Source organism: Gottfriedia acidiceleris, from assembly GCF_002128425.1.
GTDB lineage: Bacteria > Bacillota > Bacilli > Bacillales > Bacillaceae_G > Gottfriedia > Gottfriedia acidiceleris.
In genome coordinates, this window is the sequence record NZ_NESS01000001.1 from 24,002 (window position 1) to 39,566 (window position 15,565).

Annotated in this window: 13 protein-coding genes and 1 other annotated feature; of the genes, 3 read left to right on the plus strand and 10 right to left on the minus strand. The window is 31.2% G+C overall.

The features are described 5' to 3' along the window. Window positions 1-327: 327 nt before the first annotated feature. Window positions 328-1,923 carry a peptide chain release factor 3 gene (locus tag B6K90_RS00125; RefSeq protein ID WP_088010529.1) on the plus strand — a complete coding sequence of 532 codons (1,596 nt, stop codon included), beginning with the start codon at window positions 328-330 and terminating at the stop codon, window positions 1,921-1,923. A gap of 146 nt (window positions 1,924-2,069) precedes the next feature. On the opposite strand, the gene B6K90_RS00130 is transcribed toward B6K90_RS00125, so the two are convergent. The 9 genes from B6K90_RS00130 to B6K90_RS00170 form a co-directional block, all read right to left on the minus strand. Beyond that, the gene (locus B6K90_RS00130) at window positions 2,070-5,153 is read right to left on the minus strand and encodes an MMPL family transporter (RefSeq protein WP_088010530.1); all 3,084 of its coding nucleotides are present in this window, start codon (window positions 5,151-5,153) and stop codon (window positions 2,070-2,072) included. 20 nt (window positions 5,154-5,173) lie between these two features. Next, window positions 5,174-5,686, minus strand: coding sequence for a MarR family winged helix-turn-helix transcriptional regulator (locus B6K90_RS00135; protein ID WP_088010531.1), 513 nt, complete (start codon window positions 5,684-5,686; stop codon window positions 5,174-5,176). 203 nt (window positions 5,687-5,889) lie between these two features. Then, window positions 5,890-6,801: a DMT family transporter gene (locus B6K90_RS00140; RefSeq protein WP_088010532.1), complete on the minus strand. Its 912-nt coding sequence runs from the start codon at window positions 6,799-6,801 to the stop codon at window positions 5,890-5,892. A 14-nt stretch (window positions 6,802-6,815) separates the two neighbouring features. Then, window positions 6,816-7,370, minus strand: a complete 555-nt coding sequence (locus tag B6K90_RS00145; RefSeq protein WP_088010533.1) for a GNAT family N-acetyltransferase — start codon at window positions 7,368-7,370, stop codon at window positions 6,816-6,818. Between the two features lie 144 nt (window positions 7,371-7,514). Continuing rightward, the gene (locus B6K90_RS00150; RefSeq protein WP_088010534.1) at window positions 7,515-8,423 is read right to left on the minus strand and encodes an SH3 domain-containing protein; all 909 of its coding nucleotides are present in this window, start codon (window positions 8,421-8,423) and stop codon (window positions 7,515-7,517) included. Between the two features lie 207 nt (window positions 8,424-8,630). Further along, window positions 8,631-10,106: an MDR family MFS transporter gene (locus B6K90_RS00155; protein ID WP_088010535.1), complete on the minus strand. Its 1,476-nt coding sequence runs from the start codon at window positions 10,104-10,106 to the stop codon at window positions 8,631-8,633. A 363-nt stretch (window positions 10,107-10,469) separates the two neighbouring features. Then, the gene (locus B6K90_RS00160) at window positions 10,470-10,718 is read right to left on the minus strand and encodes a DUF3243 domain-containing protein (protein ID WP_088010536.1); all 249 of its coding nucleotides are present in this window, start codon (window positions 10,716-10,718) and stop codon (window positions 10,470-10,472) included. A gap of 161 nt (window positions 10,719-10,879) precedes the next feature. Beyond that, a complete protein-coding gene (locus B6K90_RS00165; RefSeq protein ID WP_088010537.1) occupies window positions 10,880-11,743 on the minus strand; it encodes a DegV family protein in 864 nt (287 codons plus the stop codon). 188 nt (window positions 11,744-11,931) lie between these two features. Further along, the gene (locus B6K90_RS00170) at window positions 11,932-12,567 is read right to left on the minus strand and encodes a DUF6944 family repetitive protein (protein ID WP_088010538.1); all 636 of its coding nucleotides are present in this window, start codon (window positions 12,565-12,567) and stop codon (window positions 11,932-11,934) included. Window positions 12,568-12,671: 104 nt separating this feature from the next. Beyond that, window positions 12,672-12,933 (plus strand) — a binding site (T-box leader). A gap of 79 nt (window positions 12,934-13,012) precedes the next feature. Here B6K90_RS00170 and lysS point away from each other — a divergent pair. Continuing rightward, window positions 13,013-14,581 carry a lysine--tRNA ligase gene (lysS, locus tag B6K90_RS00175; RefSeq protein ID WP_088010539.1) on the plus strand — a complete coding sequence of 523 codons (1,569 nt, stop codon included), beginning with the start codon at window positions 13,013-13,015 and terminating at the stop codon, window positions 14,579-14,581. 66 nt (window positions 14,582-14,647) lie between these two features. Here lysS and B6K90_RS23520 read toward each other — a convergent pair whose 3' ends face one another. After that, window positions 14,648-14,800 (minus strand): hypothetical protein, encoded by a 153-nt coding sequence (locus tag B6K90_RS23520; protein WP_167555228.1) that lies wholly within the window; start codon window positions 14,798-14,800, stop codon window positions 14,648-14,650. Window positions 14,801-14,950: 150 nt separating this feature from the next. On the opposite strand from B6K90_RS23520, the gene B6K90_RS00180 reads away from it, so the two are divergent. Next, complete coding sequence (locus tag B6K90_RS00180; protein WP_088010540.1) at window positions 14,951-15,460, plus strand: hypothetical protein; 510 nt, start codon at window positions 14,951-14,953, stop codon at window positions 15,458-15,460. Window positions 15,461-15,565: the final 105 nt, after the last annotated feature.

Genomic DNA, 15,565 nt, shown 5'->3' on the forward strand with positions numbered 1-15,565 from the left:
GATTATGCAATAAGCTCATGTTTAAAGAATATGTGTTTATTATTTATCAATAATTTTACCTGTTATACAATATTTACCTTCCAAATAGGTTAGAGTTTGATCTGATTGTAATATGGTCACACTTTGTGGGAGTTGGAGTTGGTGGAGTGAATGATTTATGTAAAATTACAAAATAAATGATAAAAAAGAAAATTCATATTACACAACTTGGAAATACTTTGTATATAACTTTTTACTAAATGTTTCATCAAACGATGAATTCTAGTATAATAGATAAGATGTAAAAATTTGTTTATGATCTTTGATTTAGAAAGGACTTTATAATAGATGGCAAATAAAGAATTAATTAATCAAGTTGCTAAACGCCGTATTTTCGGGATCATCTCTCACCCAGATGCTGGTAAAACAACTTTAACTGAAAAATTATTACTTCATGGTGGAGCAATTCGTGAAGCTGGAACTGTAAAAGCTCAAAAAAATTCAAAATATGCAAAATCTGACTGGATGGAAATAGAGAAGCAACGTGGAATTTCTGTTACTTCTTCTGTTATGCAGTTTGAATACGATGAAAAAATGGTATCAATTATGGATACTCCTGGTCATAATGATTTTGGTGAAGATACATACCGTGTACTAACATCAGTTGACTCTGCAGTCATGGTAATTGATGCAGCAAAGGGTATTGAAGCACAAACTAAGAAACTTTTCCAAGTATGTCGTTTACGTGGTATCCCAATTTTTACCTTTATGAATAAATTAGACCGCCAAGCTAAAGATCCATTAGAATTAATGGAGGAATTAGAAGAAGTTCTAGGTATGCCTTCTGTTGCAGTTACTTGGCCAATCGGTAGTGGAATGCAATTTGAAGGTGTTTATGATCGATTAGAAAATGAAGTTCATCTTTTCCGTAAAGATGAAGTCATTAAACTTGGTCAAGATGGAGTACACGGTCCTGAATTAGAAGCGCATTTAGAGCCTTCAAATTTAGAAAATTTACGTGATGAAGTTGATCTTTTAGAAGGTGCAGGAAATGAATTCAATATAGACTTAGTTCAGGCTGGTGAACTTACTCCTGTTTTCTTTGGAACAGCATTAGTCGATTTTGGTGTAACACCATTTTTAAATCATTTCTTAGATATGTCACCTGCACCAGGACCTCGTAAAACAATTAATGGTGAAGTTAATCCAACTGATGAAGTATTTAGTGGTTTTATTTTTAAGATTCAAGCTAATATGAATCCTGCTCACCGTGACCGTATTGCATTCTTGCGAATTTGTTCTGGGGTATTTGAACGAGGAATGAACGTAATGCTTTCTCGAACAGGAAAACAAATTAAATTAAGTCAATCGACTCAATTGATGGCTAATGACCGTGAAACGATTGACCGAGCATATGCTGGTGACGTTATTGGTATTTACGATTCAGGTACTTATCAAATCGGAGATACAATTACATCTAGCAAACAAAAATTATTCTTTGAACCATTACCAACTTTCCCACCTGAGTTATTTTTACGAGTTAGCCCAGTTAACTCATTAAAATCAAAGCACTTTCATAAAGGTGTAGAACAATTAGCTCAAGAAGGTGCAATTCAAGTTTATAAAAATGAATTTAATGAGGTCATTTTAGGTGCTGTAGGTCAACTTCAATTTGAAGTATTTGAATACCGCTTAAAAAATGAATATGGATCTGATATTCGTAAAGACCATGTTGATTTCAATATTGCTCGATGGGTTAAAACAGATGACGTAAAAGGACTTAAGAAATATCAAGATATGCGAAACATGCTAGTATTTGACCGTTTTGAACGTCCACTATTCTTATTTGCAAACGAATTTACTTTCAATCGCTTTAAGGAGCGTCATGAGGAATTAGAATTAGTTGAAGCTCTTGATGTTAATAATGAAATACAAGTTGATTAATAAAAAAGTGGATGTTTTTACATCCACTTTTTTTACGCAATAAATCATTCCCGTTCTTATCTAGCACTATAAAATCTTAATAAAAAAGCCGACTCTACTATTATTTCAATAGTTAGTAGGCATTTTCAATTAAATCTATTAATCTATTAAATTACATGTTTTTCTGTATCAAGATTAGCTTGCTTGTTTCTTGAAAATAAATTAGCCAAAGCTTCTGGCAGTGCGATCATTGCTGGTAAAAAGATCGGTAATAATATAAAGCAAAGTACTACTAGGCCAGTTATTACTGCTATTGCTAATTCAAACAATAAAAGGATTCCAGACGGCATTAGTGTAGCAAATGTCCCCCCAAGTATGATTACCGCTGAAATAATTACCCCACCTGTATGCTTAGAAGCTAATACGATTGCTTCTTTCGGTGACAAAAGAGTATATTTCTTAAATCTCATCATTAGGAAAATACTATAATCTACTCCTAAAGCTACTATAATGATGAAAGAGAAGAACGGAACAAATGAAGATATTCCTTCATATCCTAGCAAATCTATGAAAATATAGTTGATCATAAACATTGCACTGTAGTAAGCTCCTAAAAGTGATGCAGTGATAAATACAGGTGTCCAGAATGATTTTATCACTAGGAATAATACTAGTAATACCCCAATTATTACGATTGTTGTTGTTTTATTAAGGTCACTACTCAAAATATTGTTCATATCATTTGTTGTAGCACTTGGACCTGAAACACCCGACTTTGCATTTGAAAGCACTGTGCCTTTAAGTGCATTTTTAACAGCTGAATTGATTTTATTGATCGTACTTAAAGATTCTTTTGAATATGGATCATTCGTCAAAACAATTGTTAGTTTTGTAATCTTTTTATCTTTTGACATAAACATGTCTATTGATTTTTTAAAGTTTTCATCAGCTAATGCTTCTTTTGGAATAAAGAAAGTTTTATTTGAATTATATTGAGTTAAGAAATCATTTGTCTTTCCTAATCCGTCAGAAATTTTCTTTAATCCACCGTTTACATCAGAAAGCTTTTGCCCAAATGTACTAAATCCATTGATACCGGATACAAGCTGTTGTTGACCTGTTTTCATTTGGCCAAGTCCATCTGATACTTTATTCATATTTGTAACAATTTTTCCGATCCCAGATGAAGCATCGCTTAAGCCACTTTCAAGTTTATTCAAACCATCAGCCATTTGAGTTAAGCCATTACTCATACTAGAAAGATTACTGTTTGCAGTAGCAAAACCTGCAGTTACAGCATTATAATTATTATTTAAAGACTTTATTCCTTCAGGTGTAATTTGATTTAAAGAGGCAACTGTTTGATCGATTGTTTGCTTTAATGATTGGTAATTAACATCATCTTTTGAATTCGAATAGCTACTTCCTAGCGCTGTCACCATTGATTGCATTTGAGAAATTGCGCCTTTTAGACTAAGCAGTGCTTGTGCCGATTCTTGGTAATGAGTTCCTAATTCTTTATAACCCGATTGCATTTTCTCATAATTTTTTGCTAATAATGTTACGCCACTACTCATTTTTCTTAGATTCATTTCGATTGTTGCTATACCACTTGAGATCGTTTGAGATTTACTAGAACTATCACCGATCCCTGCTTGAATTTGTTTTAAACCACCACTTAAGGCTGTCACACCATTTTGTAGTTCTGTTGTTCCGTCTACCATTTGGTTAACCTTTGAAAAATCCGCTGATCCAAGCTTATCTTGCGCTAAACTTAATCCGTCGTGAATTTCGTTAACACCATCTTGAGTTTTTGAAATACCATCAGTCACTGTACCCATTTGGCTATCAACGTAAAAAATGTCAATTTGTTTGCTTTCAGGTTGTGTTACTGAAGATACTTGCTTAACACCTTTTATTTTCTTCAATCTTTGGGTAACATTATCAATTACCGCAAGTGATTGATTATTATCAAGCGCTTTGTTATTTTCAATAATGACTGTTGCAGGCATTGCCTGACCTTTACCAAAATGATCTGAAACGATATTAAATCCTTTTGATGAAGGATATTTATTTCCCAGTTCTCCAATTGTATCAAAATTTAGCTTTTCTTGATGAAAATACACCATTGGAGATAAAATCAATAGTATTACGACAATTGTTATAATCGGTTTCTTTATTGCAAATGCCGACGAATTACCAAAAAACTTGTTTTCTTTATGTCCACCAGCATTTTTTGATGGCCAGAAAAGTTTTTTTCCTAGTACCTTCATAATAAATGGTGTTAACGTCAAAATTTCTAGTAATAATATGCATACACCAATTACAACTACAACCCCTGATTTATAAATTGGAGATTCTGCAAATACAAGGGCAAGGAAGGCAATAAACACAGTTAGAATACTATAGGCAATTGTTTTACCAGCCGTTTTATATGTGTTTACAATTGATTCGTCAACTGAATGTCCAAGTGAAAGTTCCTCTTTGAAACGATTAAAAAGGAGTATGTTATAATCAGTCCCAATACCAAAAAGAATAAGTACTAGGAGCATTTGAGTAAGACTAGTAATTGGAAAACCAGCTTTATCGATTAATTGAGCAGCTATTCCCATTGAACAGAGATAAGAAAATGCAACCGCAATTAATGATACAAATGGTGTTACAATCGATCTAAATGCAAGAATAAGTACGACTAAAATAAAAATAACTGTCAACGCAGCACTTTTTTCGACTCCTGCCTGTGAAGCTTTTAAATAATCATTATTGATAAAATCTTCACCACTTAGATAATATTCTACTGGTACTTTACTTAACTTATTATCTATTTGTTTTTTAATATCATCTATTTCTCTTCCGTTCTTATCTAGCTTATAACTCACCATTAGTGTTGTACCATCTTTTGATACTAATGAACTTTTTACATTTGGTATACTAAAAGGATCAATAATTTCCGAAATTCTAAGTTCTTTACTGCTATCACGTATCCCTTTAACAGCATCACTAATTTTATCCATTTCATTATTCGAAATTTTATTTTTATCATAAAAAACAATCAGATTATTCGTTCCTTTTGCAGTATCCATTTTTTTGAGGATATCATCTGCCATTACTGAAGGTGAATCACTATTCGCTCCTTCCTGCCCTTTATTCCGCAGAATTGCATTTATATCTGGCTGAAGAACTGTTAACAATACTGTTGCAATTAGCCAAATTGAAAAAATGATCCAACTACCTTTTATGATTTTGTTCACACGATCCCTCCTACGTTAATTTATTTCTCTTTTTTTCCTTTTTCTTCATCAAGAAAGTACAGTACATCAAAGAATTCATAATTATCCATTCCATCTGTCTCCATCTTTTTCTTAACAGCTGTCACTAATAATTTCATTCCTTGCTGTACAATCTCTTGCTCATTAGAATCTAGAAGACCTAATGCACTATTTATTGACTTATTTGCAATTTCAGTAATGCTACCATTTATTTCATCCGCTATATTTTCAGGTAAAGAAATCTCGACGAAACGTTTATCTTTTGGATTAGGTGTTTTCAATAAAAGGCCTTTTGTAGTCAGACGCTCAACGATATCTGATACAGTACTTTGTGTCATTTTAAGATTTTTAGAAAGTTGTTTAATGCTCATTGTTTTATGAGCATACACTTCACCAATAACTCTTGCTTGTGGAATTGTAACGCCATGTTCCTCCGAATGCTTTTGAAGGCTTTTCATTAAAAATCGTTGTAAAAAATCGATTGATTCGCGGATAAATTCTGCTCGTTCTACCATTTAATCCCTCCAACATAATACTTCTAAAGCACAATACATCTTATACGATGTATCGCACAAGATTTATATTATTTGTCTTAACTGCATTTGTCAATTTAAATACATATAAAAGAATTGATTACATCTAATCTTAAGATTTGTATATTTTTGTAAAATAGCCAATAAAAAAAAGCAGTTGAATAGTTCAACTACTTTTATATGATTCATGCTTTTTTAGAGTTATATTGATAAGTCGTTTGCTGCTTAGGTTCTTTAATCGATAAATACACAGCTACAACAATTAGAATACTTCCTATGAAAAAAGAAGGACTAATTTCTTCATTTAATAAAAAATAACCAAATATCGTACCAATCAATGGTTGTAAAAAGAAAAATAATGATCCTGTTGAAGTATCAATATATTCAAATCCTTTGTTCCAAAGATAAAAGGCACCTGCTGTTGAAATTGTTCCTAAAAAAATGACACCCATCCAAATCCAAGTATTTGATGGTAAGTGAGTTATATGCTTACTTTGTTCAACAATCGTAAATGGTAATGTAAAAATGACGCCAAATACCGTCGCCCAAGTTGTTACAGTTAATGATGAATATTTACTAGTCTGAACTTTACTTAGAACTGTATATAATGCCCATGTAATTGCTGCACCTACTAATATGAGATTTCCAAAATATGCTCCTAAATTTGATCCACCTTTTGGTAGTCCAATTACGACGACCACTCCTATTGTAGCTAAAATTAACGATACAATCTTACGGCTATTAATCTTTTCTTTTAAAATAAAAAATGCAAATAATGAAATTAATGCAGGTGAAGCTGAAGTTATTAAAGAACCCATTGCTGCGCCTGAAAGCTTCGTACCAACAAATTGGAATCCAATTGAGCCCGTATAGCCTACTAAAGCTATAATTGCGAGAGGAAACAAATCTTCCTTACTAATTTTCCAGCTTTTTTGGAAAAGACTGATTACCCCTAATGTTAGTAAAGCTAAAAGAAATCTCATTTCCAACAATAACCATGGAGAAATACGATCTAATACTACTTTACTAACAACATAAGTCATACCCCAAATACTTGTAGCCAATGATAAATACAATGCTCCTTTAAAGAAGTTCATTTAAATCCCATCTCCTACTTTTTATTCCAATCATTTTTCGAAAGTTCAAACATAAATTCCGTTACATATTGGCCTTTAAAATAAGAATTTTCTATTATTTTTATTACATTAAATCCTAATTTTTTTAGTAATTTAATTGAGGATGAATTTTGTTCTACAGCTATTGCGTTTATTTTTTCTTTATTTAATTCATTAAATAAATAGTCAAGAATCCCTTGTAATGCTTCAAATGCAAATCCCTTATTCTGATACAATGGCTCCAATGTAAAACCGACTTCGACTTGATTTACAGGATTTGATAAAGTGTGTACCCCAATATCCCCTATAAGTTGACCATCCATTTTATTTTCAATTGCTACTTGAACCCATGAATCAGGTATATTCATTTCAGCTGATTTCTGTTTTTTTATAAAATTAGTTGCTTGTTCATATGTATAATTTTCCCAACCTTGATAAATCGCCACATCCGGATTTGAACGATATTTATAAAAATTGCTAACATCTTCATCTTTAAACCTTCTAAGCTTTAATCGACTAGTCTCTATTTCAAAAAATTTTAGTTTGCTCATATTTCACCTCTAATTTTTCACTTTTACATAATTGTAAATTCTATTATACTTAGAAAATTCAAAATAAACATAACTTTTTGCACTTTACTTTTTGATAAAGTTGAAACAAAAAAACTGATCAAATTGACCAGTTTTCAAATACTATTAATATTGAGTTAATTTATTCAATGGTGTTTGAATAATTAATGGTTTTTTTGCAGGATCTAACCATTTTAAAATGGAAACTACATTTGTTTTAGATGTAGCTGTGCATCCTGCAGTATATCCTGAAGTTCCAGCTATATGGAAAAATATTGCACTACCTTTGCCTGGGGTTCTCGCTGTATTATAGTTAATAACAAATCCATAATCATATTGAGAAATATTCATCTTTTCTGCAGTTTTCCATCTACCGTTATTTTCTGATGCTAATTGCCAACTATTATATAATTTACTATTTGAATCATCTACCCAAACATCATTTGAAGTAATTTTACGGTATGTCATTTTCGTACCTGGATTTGTATATCTACCGAATGCAGTTGTAATAGTATACTTCCCCTCAGGTGTTTCATAATCACCCTCATGCTTACTACTAATCATGCCGTTTTTACCGATCACACCTGAATATGTATGTAATTTTTTCCAACTTGTACCGCTTTTTTCAAATGTTTCAATTAGAGCATTTCTTGTACTTTCATTTTGTGCTGACACAATGATTAATTGCTTTGAAGTGCCTAAAGTTTTCATTTTATTGACAGTCGTGGTAGAAACTGTAGTTGGGGCTTTTTTAATATATTTACTTGAAACCCATCCAGTTTTTGTCCCACTTGTTATTTTATACCAAGATCCACTTGTGCTTGATATCGTAACTTTAGCACCTTTTTTAAGTGTCCCAATTACTTTATAACTAGTACTTGGTCCACTTCTTACATTCAAAACTGATGCTGTTACTGTGCCACTTATCGTCGCAGCTTCCACAGTTTTAATTGAATTCGGAGTAGTATTTCCATAGAATAATCCACTAGTTAATATTGATAATGCCAAAGTTGTTTTACAAATACTTTTAATCATTAAATCAGCTCCATTGTAAAGTAAATCTATATTCGAGCCTTAATTATACATAACTAATCTTTACATAATAAGGATATTTTTATTACAATTCAACTAGTTTTATAACATTTCTTTTAAAATTGTAGAAAATATTAAAATTTTTTCGATATTAAATTATAGTTAATATAGCAAAAAAAGAAGCCAAATTTCGGCTTCTTTTTTTATTTATTAATGTCCTACCATCATTGAAGACTTAGACTCATCTAGATCTGCTTTTGATGCATCTGCATCTTGCACTTTTGGTTTACGTAAAATAATTGCTAACAACGCTCCTACTAATGCAATACCTGATGCTAGTAAGAAAGTATCACCAAATGCTGAAATCATAGCATTTAATGGATTTGTTGTTTTTGCCATATAATCTTTTGTACTTGAAGTTAAAAATCCAGCCATACCTGCTACAGCAAATGATACCATTACTTGCTGGGCAGCTGCAGTTAAAGGAGTTACACGACTTACTAAATGTCTTGGTGCAGATTGTAATACGTGTGTATTAATCGGCATCATTGATAGTCCCATACCAGCACCCATCATAGCAAGTGTTAACATAATAAATGTATCTGATGAGTCTACTGAGATTTTAGAGAAAATGTAAAGTGCAGATGTGATAATTGTTAAACCAACTAACGCCATCGGTCTAGCACCGACTTTATCATACATCTTTCCACCAATTGGCATCATTAAAGCCGATGCTACTGCTTGAGGTAACATAATTATGCCCGTTTCAAATGCACCATATTGTTTAACTGTTTGTAAAAATAATGGAACAATTAGGAATGAACCAAATAATGCGATTTGCATAATCCATGTAATTAAAATACTTCTAACAAAATCAGACGATTTAAATACACGCAACTCAAGTAAAGGTTGTTTTAGGCGGAGCTCAACAAAGATGAAAAGTAATAATGCTACCCCACCAACAATTAAACCTGTTAATGTTTCTTTTGAAGTCCAACTTGTTGAACTTTGACTAACTCCGTAAGCTAACATTGAAAAAGCGATTGGTGCAATAATAATTCCTAATCCGTCTAATGCAGGTACTGATTTTGATTCAAAATTAGGTAAAAATTTAGCTCCAATTATTAAAGCAATAATACCGATTGGTAAATTAATTAAGAAAATCCAATGCCAAGTAGAATACTCTACAAACCATCCTGAGATTACCGGACCTAATGCAGGTGCAAGTAACATTGGAATTCCAAGCATCCCCATAATTGATCCGATTTTTTCTGGAGGAGCTAATCTAAAGATAATAGCCATACCGATTGGAGCAACCATTCCTCCACCTATTCCTTGGATTACACGATATAAAATTAACTGTTCAGGTGTTTGTGCCACCGAACAAAGCACTGAGCCGATCGTAAAAAATAAAATCGTTAATAAGAAAATTTTCTTAGCTCCAAATCGATCAGACATCCAGCCTGCAAGTGGAATTACAGCTGATAATGCTAATGTATATCCAGTAATCGTCCACTGCATTTTTGTTAAATCCGACTTAAAATATTCGGTAATTCCAGGTAAAGCTACGTTTACTACCGTACTATCTAAAATAACCATAATCATACCTACGATTACTGCCATCATTGGACCAATAATCGTTTTTACGTTAAACGGCGTGTCAGCCGAGTTTTGCTGATTATTCATAAATTATCCCCATTTCTACTATATATTGAAAAGCTGTATTGAAATTCGTTCAAATTTTCTATTGTATTCTATTTATTAGTGCAAAAATCCATTTTATGATAAAAGTGAAATTGAACAGAAAGTCTATCATACAAAAAAATAAATAAAATGTAAATAGTAATTGTCCTTAATACAAAAACAGTACTTGCAATAGGTACAGTATATGTGAATAATGTGTCCATTTCAAGTTTATTTTTTTATTATTTTTTTGATTTTTTGTAATCTTACATTGTGGCATCAAACTTAAATACAAAAATAAAGCAAATAAAAAATAGCCCTTATGATTCTATTCACTAAGGCTATTTTTTAATCACATTATTTTAATTATTTATTTTTAACATACTTCATCATTAGATGAGCGATTGTATGTTGCTCTTGCTCATCTGCAACATTCCAAAGGTCTTTTAAAATTTGTTCTTCTGCATTTTTTGGTTCAACTTCATTTGCTAAATAATTACCTAAGCGATATGCCATTTCAGAAATAGCACCTTCACCAACACCTTTGTCACCTGTTGCATCTAAACGATCACCTAAAAAATCTTTCCATTGATCCCAGTTATCTAAAATTGACATCGTTTTCACCTCATAAAATTAGTTGTTGAAGATTACATAAATACTATTTACTTTTTATGAAGAAATTATGTATGAATTATTATCCGGGCAATATTGTCAGAAAATTAAAATAAAAAAGAGCTAATTTCATTTAGTAAATAAAATTAGCTCTCTTTTATCATTTATTTTTTATTTTCGTTCATAAAAAATATCGCTAAAGTTCCAGGACCTGCATGGGCACCTATAGCAGACCCTATTGAATTAATGACAAATTCCTTACATCCAAAAGTTTCTGCCATGGCATTTTTTATTTCAATTGCTTTATCTAGATCGTCACCGTGAGAAATACCAATTAATTGAGTTGATAAATTTGTCCCTCGAGATTCCATAATTTCAAGAATTCTTTTTATTAACTTTTTAGAACCTCTAATTTTTTCAAGTGGTATTAATTTTCCATCTTCAACGTGTAAAATTGGTTTAATGTTTAATAAATTGCCTACAAAACCAGCCACTTTACTCAAGCGACCTCCACGAACCAAATATTGAAGGTCATCAACTGTGAAGATATGTTCTATATGCCCGATGCTTAGCTTTATATCATTAACAACCTCTTCTTTTGTAGCTCCGTTTAATGCAAGCTTTGCAGAATTAACAGCAATTAATCCTTGTCCGATTGATGCACTTTTGGTGTCAAATATCTCTAATTCAAAATTAGGAAATTCCTCGTCCAACTCATTTTTTACCATTACTGCTGATTGATATGTACCTGAAAGTTCAGAAGAAAACGCAATATAAATACATGGTGTATTTTCTTTTGCATATTTAACGAAAGTATTATAAATGTACTCATACGATGGAAGAGACGTTTTAAATACTTTTCCAGTACGCATTTCATTAAATAAAGTCTTTGAATTCAATGTAACTCCATCAAAATATTCTTTTTCATCTTCTGAATAAACTCGAAGCGGAATGACATCAATATTATATTGTTCTATGATCTCTTTTGGTAAATCAGCCGCACTATCCGTTATTATTTTTAAATTCATCTAATCATACCTCTGTTTCAAAAAATTGTTTTATCCTATTTAAATTGGTAAATTCTATTTTCTCACAAAATGTTTTTACAAAAAAATAAAATGTTTTAATATAATTTTAATAATAATATTAGCTATTTAAAACAATATACCTTCTTTTTTTATCTTGTTCACAAAAAAATATCAATTTATTATTAAAATTATTTATCTGGACAATAGCCATATCTAAATTCCGAATGATTTTTTACTTCTTCTTCTCTTCTTATATTGATTAATGCATACACAATTAATATCGCTCCGAAAACTTGAACCCATGTACCAACAAGTAGTAGCTGTTCTCCTAAAATAATATTATCATTTAATAACGATGCATTTCCAATTCCATCAATTAAGGCCCCTAAAGCGATTAATTCACTTCCATATGCTTCAATTTTGGTTAGATTTGTCCCTACTTCTAATATTCCAATTGCCTCGATATGAGCACCAATTGATTGAATAACACTTCCAACTGCATTTAATTTATGTCCCTCTTCCTCAAACCCTTGAAGTTCTAAAGTTGTACCGATTGTATTTGTAACGTTACCCGATGCTTGAATCCAAGCACCTACCATAATTGTTAATTCATGATCTATTTTTTCCTTGTTATACAGTTTTTCTCTACCGATTGCTTGAATGGAGTTTCCAAATGCTTCAATTGCATTACCTTTAGCAAATAAATCCCTGCTAAATTCTTCACTAATAATTTTTTTACTTGAAACACCAACTGCTGAGGTTAATGTACCAAATAATAAAAAATATGCTCCTATCAAAAGAAAATCCTCACCTGAATCGTTCATTTTGACACCACCTATAAAAGCATTTAAATCATATTATTCAGATTTAATTTAATTGACAATTAATATTGTTTTGATTAATATAATAACAATTAATATTTCGAAATTTAAAAGCTATGAAGAGAAAAGTAGTAAAGCTAAAGTTATTTACAGAGAGCTCCGTTTGCTGAAAAAGGAGTAATAATCAACTTTATGAAAAAAGACTTGGAGCTTCGTATGGAACTAAAGTTAACTTTAGGGATGGTACGCCGGGTTCTCCCGTTATAGAGATAGGGTATAAGCATTCGTGCCGTACCTGATAAGGTTGGTATGGTAACATATCAATAAACTGGGGTGGTACCACGAAGTTAACAAACTCTCGTCCTCAAGATGATCAAATCTTGGGGGTGGGAGTTTTTTTATTTGCAAATAGAAGGTTGTTAAAAACAAATAATTTCGAGGTGAAAACATGCATTGGGCATATAAAATCGCAAATGAATTAATTGAAAAATATCCAAATAAAAAAACTTATGTATGTGCATCTGGCATAAGCCCATCCGGGTCGGTTCATATTGGAAATTTTCGTGAGATCATTACAACTTATTTCGTTGTGAAAGCGTTAAATAAATTAGGAAAAAAAACAAGATTTATCTTTTCTTGGGATGATTTTGATCGTTTTAGAAAGGTCCCGAACAATATTGATCCAACTTATAATCATTTTATAGGTAAAGCTTATTCGAATATCCCCGACCCATTTGGCTGTCACTCAACATTTGCTGAACACTTTGAAAAGGAATTTGAAAGTTCTTTATCTGAACTAGGAATTGAGGTTGAGTTTATTTATCAAAGTAAAGAATACAAATCAGGAAGATACAACGTTGATATTATACATGCTATTGAAAAAAGAAAAGAAATTTATGATATTTTAATGAAGTTCAAAACAAGTATTCCAAATGAACACGAACGGAATGATTTTTACCCTATAACTCTTTACTGTGAAAATTGCGAGAAAGATGAAACTTCAATTACTCAATATAATAAAGAAAGAAAAATTTTAGATTATACATGTCAGTGCGGATTTTCAAATCAATTATCTGTAGAAGTTGCAAACAATATTAAATTAAACTGGAAAATTGATTGGGCTATGAGATGGATGAAAGAAGACGTAGTATTTGAACCTGGTGGAAGAGATCATTCATCTGAAACAGGTAGTTACACTGTTTCAAAAGAAATTGCTAAAGCCATATTTAACTATGATGCACCTCACTATTCTCCATACGAATTTATTGGAATAAAAGGTCAAAATCAAAAAATGTCTAGCTCCTCTGGTAATTTAATAACCCCTGCTGAGTTATTGAAAATCTACTTACCAGAAATCATTCTTTTTATGTTTGCTAAATATAAACCATTAGCTGCATTTAATATTGGACTTGATGAAGATGTGATTAAAAACTATTCGGAATTTGAAAGGTATCAATCAAATTATATTAATCAAACTTTACACGATTTAGATATTTGTCAATCAATCGAATTTGCACATCTTGCCAACATTAATAAAAAATATCCAAAGTTTAATCATGTTGCTAGCATTCTACCTCTCGTTAATTATAATGTAGAACTATTACAAGACATTTTCGTTAATAATGGAGAAACCTACCCAGCCAAAGAAATAGAGAAAATTAGTAATATGGCTGAATATTGGATAAAAAAATACTATCCACAAAAAAATATAATTATTAACGAAGAGCAAGCTATTGAGTTTTATCATTCTTTAACTAAAGAACAGCAGTATTGGTTGAAAAATTTATGTGACTATTTAATAAATAACGAACATCAAGATCAAACTGAATTAATAAAAGAATTATATTCAATTTGTTATCATGACGATAAAAAAGTAATGAAAGCAAACCAAAAATTTTTTTTCACGATGATCTATCAGCTAGTTTTAAATAGACCAAGTGGACCACCTATTCCATTACTGTTTCAAGCAGTGAGTAAAAATCACCTAATAAATTTATTAAACTTCAACAAGAGTTGATAAATAAGGTAGTTAAACTAAAATAGGACTCAGTTATATACAACCTGAGTCCTATTTTTTAATTTTTTATTGAATGCGATTTTTAAATGCTTCTTCAGTTACGATGTAATCTTCTTCTCGATCTTCATGTTTACGGTCTTCAGGAGCGACTAGTGTTCCTTTTGGATGAGTTGGTTCATGACCTTTTTTCTTGTGATTAAAAGCTTTACCTCTTGCCATTATAAATCCTCCTTAGATAAATCATCATTAATAATATGAGTATTTGAACTTTAACTTATTGATGGTAGATTATTACAAATGAAGAATTTTATTAAACTGATATTGATGATATGATAATGAAAAAGACTTAATTTATAGTTGAGGTAAATGATGAAAAAAGAATTTGCAATAAGTATTTCAAACCAAATAAAAAGTTGGATGACATCTAATAACTCTTTATATGATGTTGAAGAAATTCCAACAACTTTAAATACGTTACATAATTTTCAACAATGGACAAATGGTAAACCAATTGTTTCAGCCTTTCATTTAAGTAAAGTCGAGGAAGAAAGCTATTATTTACTATTAATCGACTGGCATCGAAATGAAAATTTCTATTTAGTCATTTATGTTGAAAATAAATCTACAACCGCTGCAGAAATAAGAGAAATTCGCGAGCAGGATGGACAATTTTCATTAGTTTGGAAATATAATCCATTGAAACGGGACGGTAAAAATGCTGAACGAAAAGCTTACTTCAAGCAAGTATTTGGTTCACTTCAGGTAGAAATACCACTTCCAAGTACAACTAATGATGTTGAACGATTTTTTAATGATGTCTACAAATTATGCAGAAATCGTCAAACAGCCGACCGGATTATAGATGTGTTTGATGTTTAAGGTAGAGATTCGAAAAAATTTGGAAAGAACTTTACCAATTTCATTTATGATCTTCTAAAACAACTTTAAATCTATGTTTAATCATCAATATTTACTTTAAACTGA

Coding starts and splice junctions, on each gene's coding strand:
- B6K90_RS00125 (WP_088010529.1), top strand. CDS start 328: ATGGCAAATAAAGAATTAATTAATCAAGTTGCTAAACGCCGTATTTTC.
- B6K90_RS00135 (WP_088010531.1), bottom strand. CDS start 5,686: ATGGTAGAACGAGCAGAATTTATCCGCGAATCAATCGATTTTTTACAA.
- B6K90_RS00140 (WP_088010532.1), bottom strand. CDS start 6,801: ATGAACTTCTTTAAAGGAGCATTGTATTTATCATTGGCTACAAGTATT.
- B6K90_RS00145 (WP_088010533.1), bottom strand. CDS start 7,370: ATGAGCAAACTAAAATTTTTTGAAATAGAGACTAGTCGATTAAAGCTT.
- B6K90_RS00150 (WP_088010534.1), bottom strand. CDS start 8,423: ATGATTAAAAGTATTTGTAAAACAACTTTGGCATTATCAATATTAACT.
- B6K90_RS00155 (WP_088010535.1), bottom strand. CDS start 10,106: ATGAATAATCAGCAAAACTCGGCTGACACGCCGTTTAACGTAAAAACG.
- B6K90_RS00160 (WP_088010536.1), bottom strand. CDS start 10,718: ATGTCAATTTTAGATAACTGGGATCAATGGAAAGATTTTTTAGGTGAT.
- B6K90_RS00165 (WP_088010537.1), bottom strand. CDS start 11,743: ATGAATTTAAAAATAATAACGGATAGTGCGGCTGATTTACCAAAAGAG.
- B6K90_RS00170 (WP_088010538.1), bottom strand. CDS start 12,567: ATGAACGATTCAGGTGAGGATTTTCTTTTGATAGGAGCATATTTTTTA.
- lysS (WP_088010539.1), top strand. CDS start 13,013: ATGCATTGGGCATATAAAATCGCAAATGAATTAATTGAAAAATATCCA.
- B6K90_RS23520 (WP_167555228.1), bottom strand. CDS start 14,800: ATGGCAAGAGGTAAAGCTTTTAATCACAAGAAAAAAGGTCATGAACCA.
- B6K90_RS00180 (WP_088010540.1), top strand. CDS start 14,951: ATGAAAAAAGAATTTGCAATAAGTATTTCAAACCAAATAAAAAGTTGG.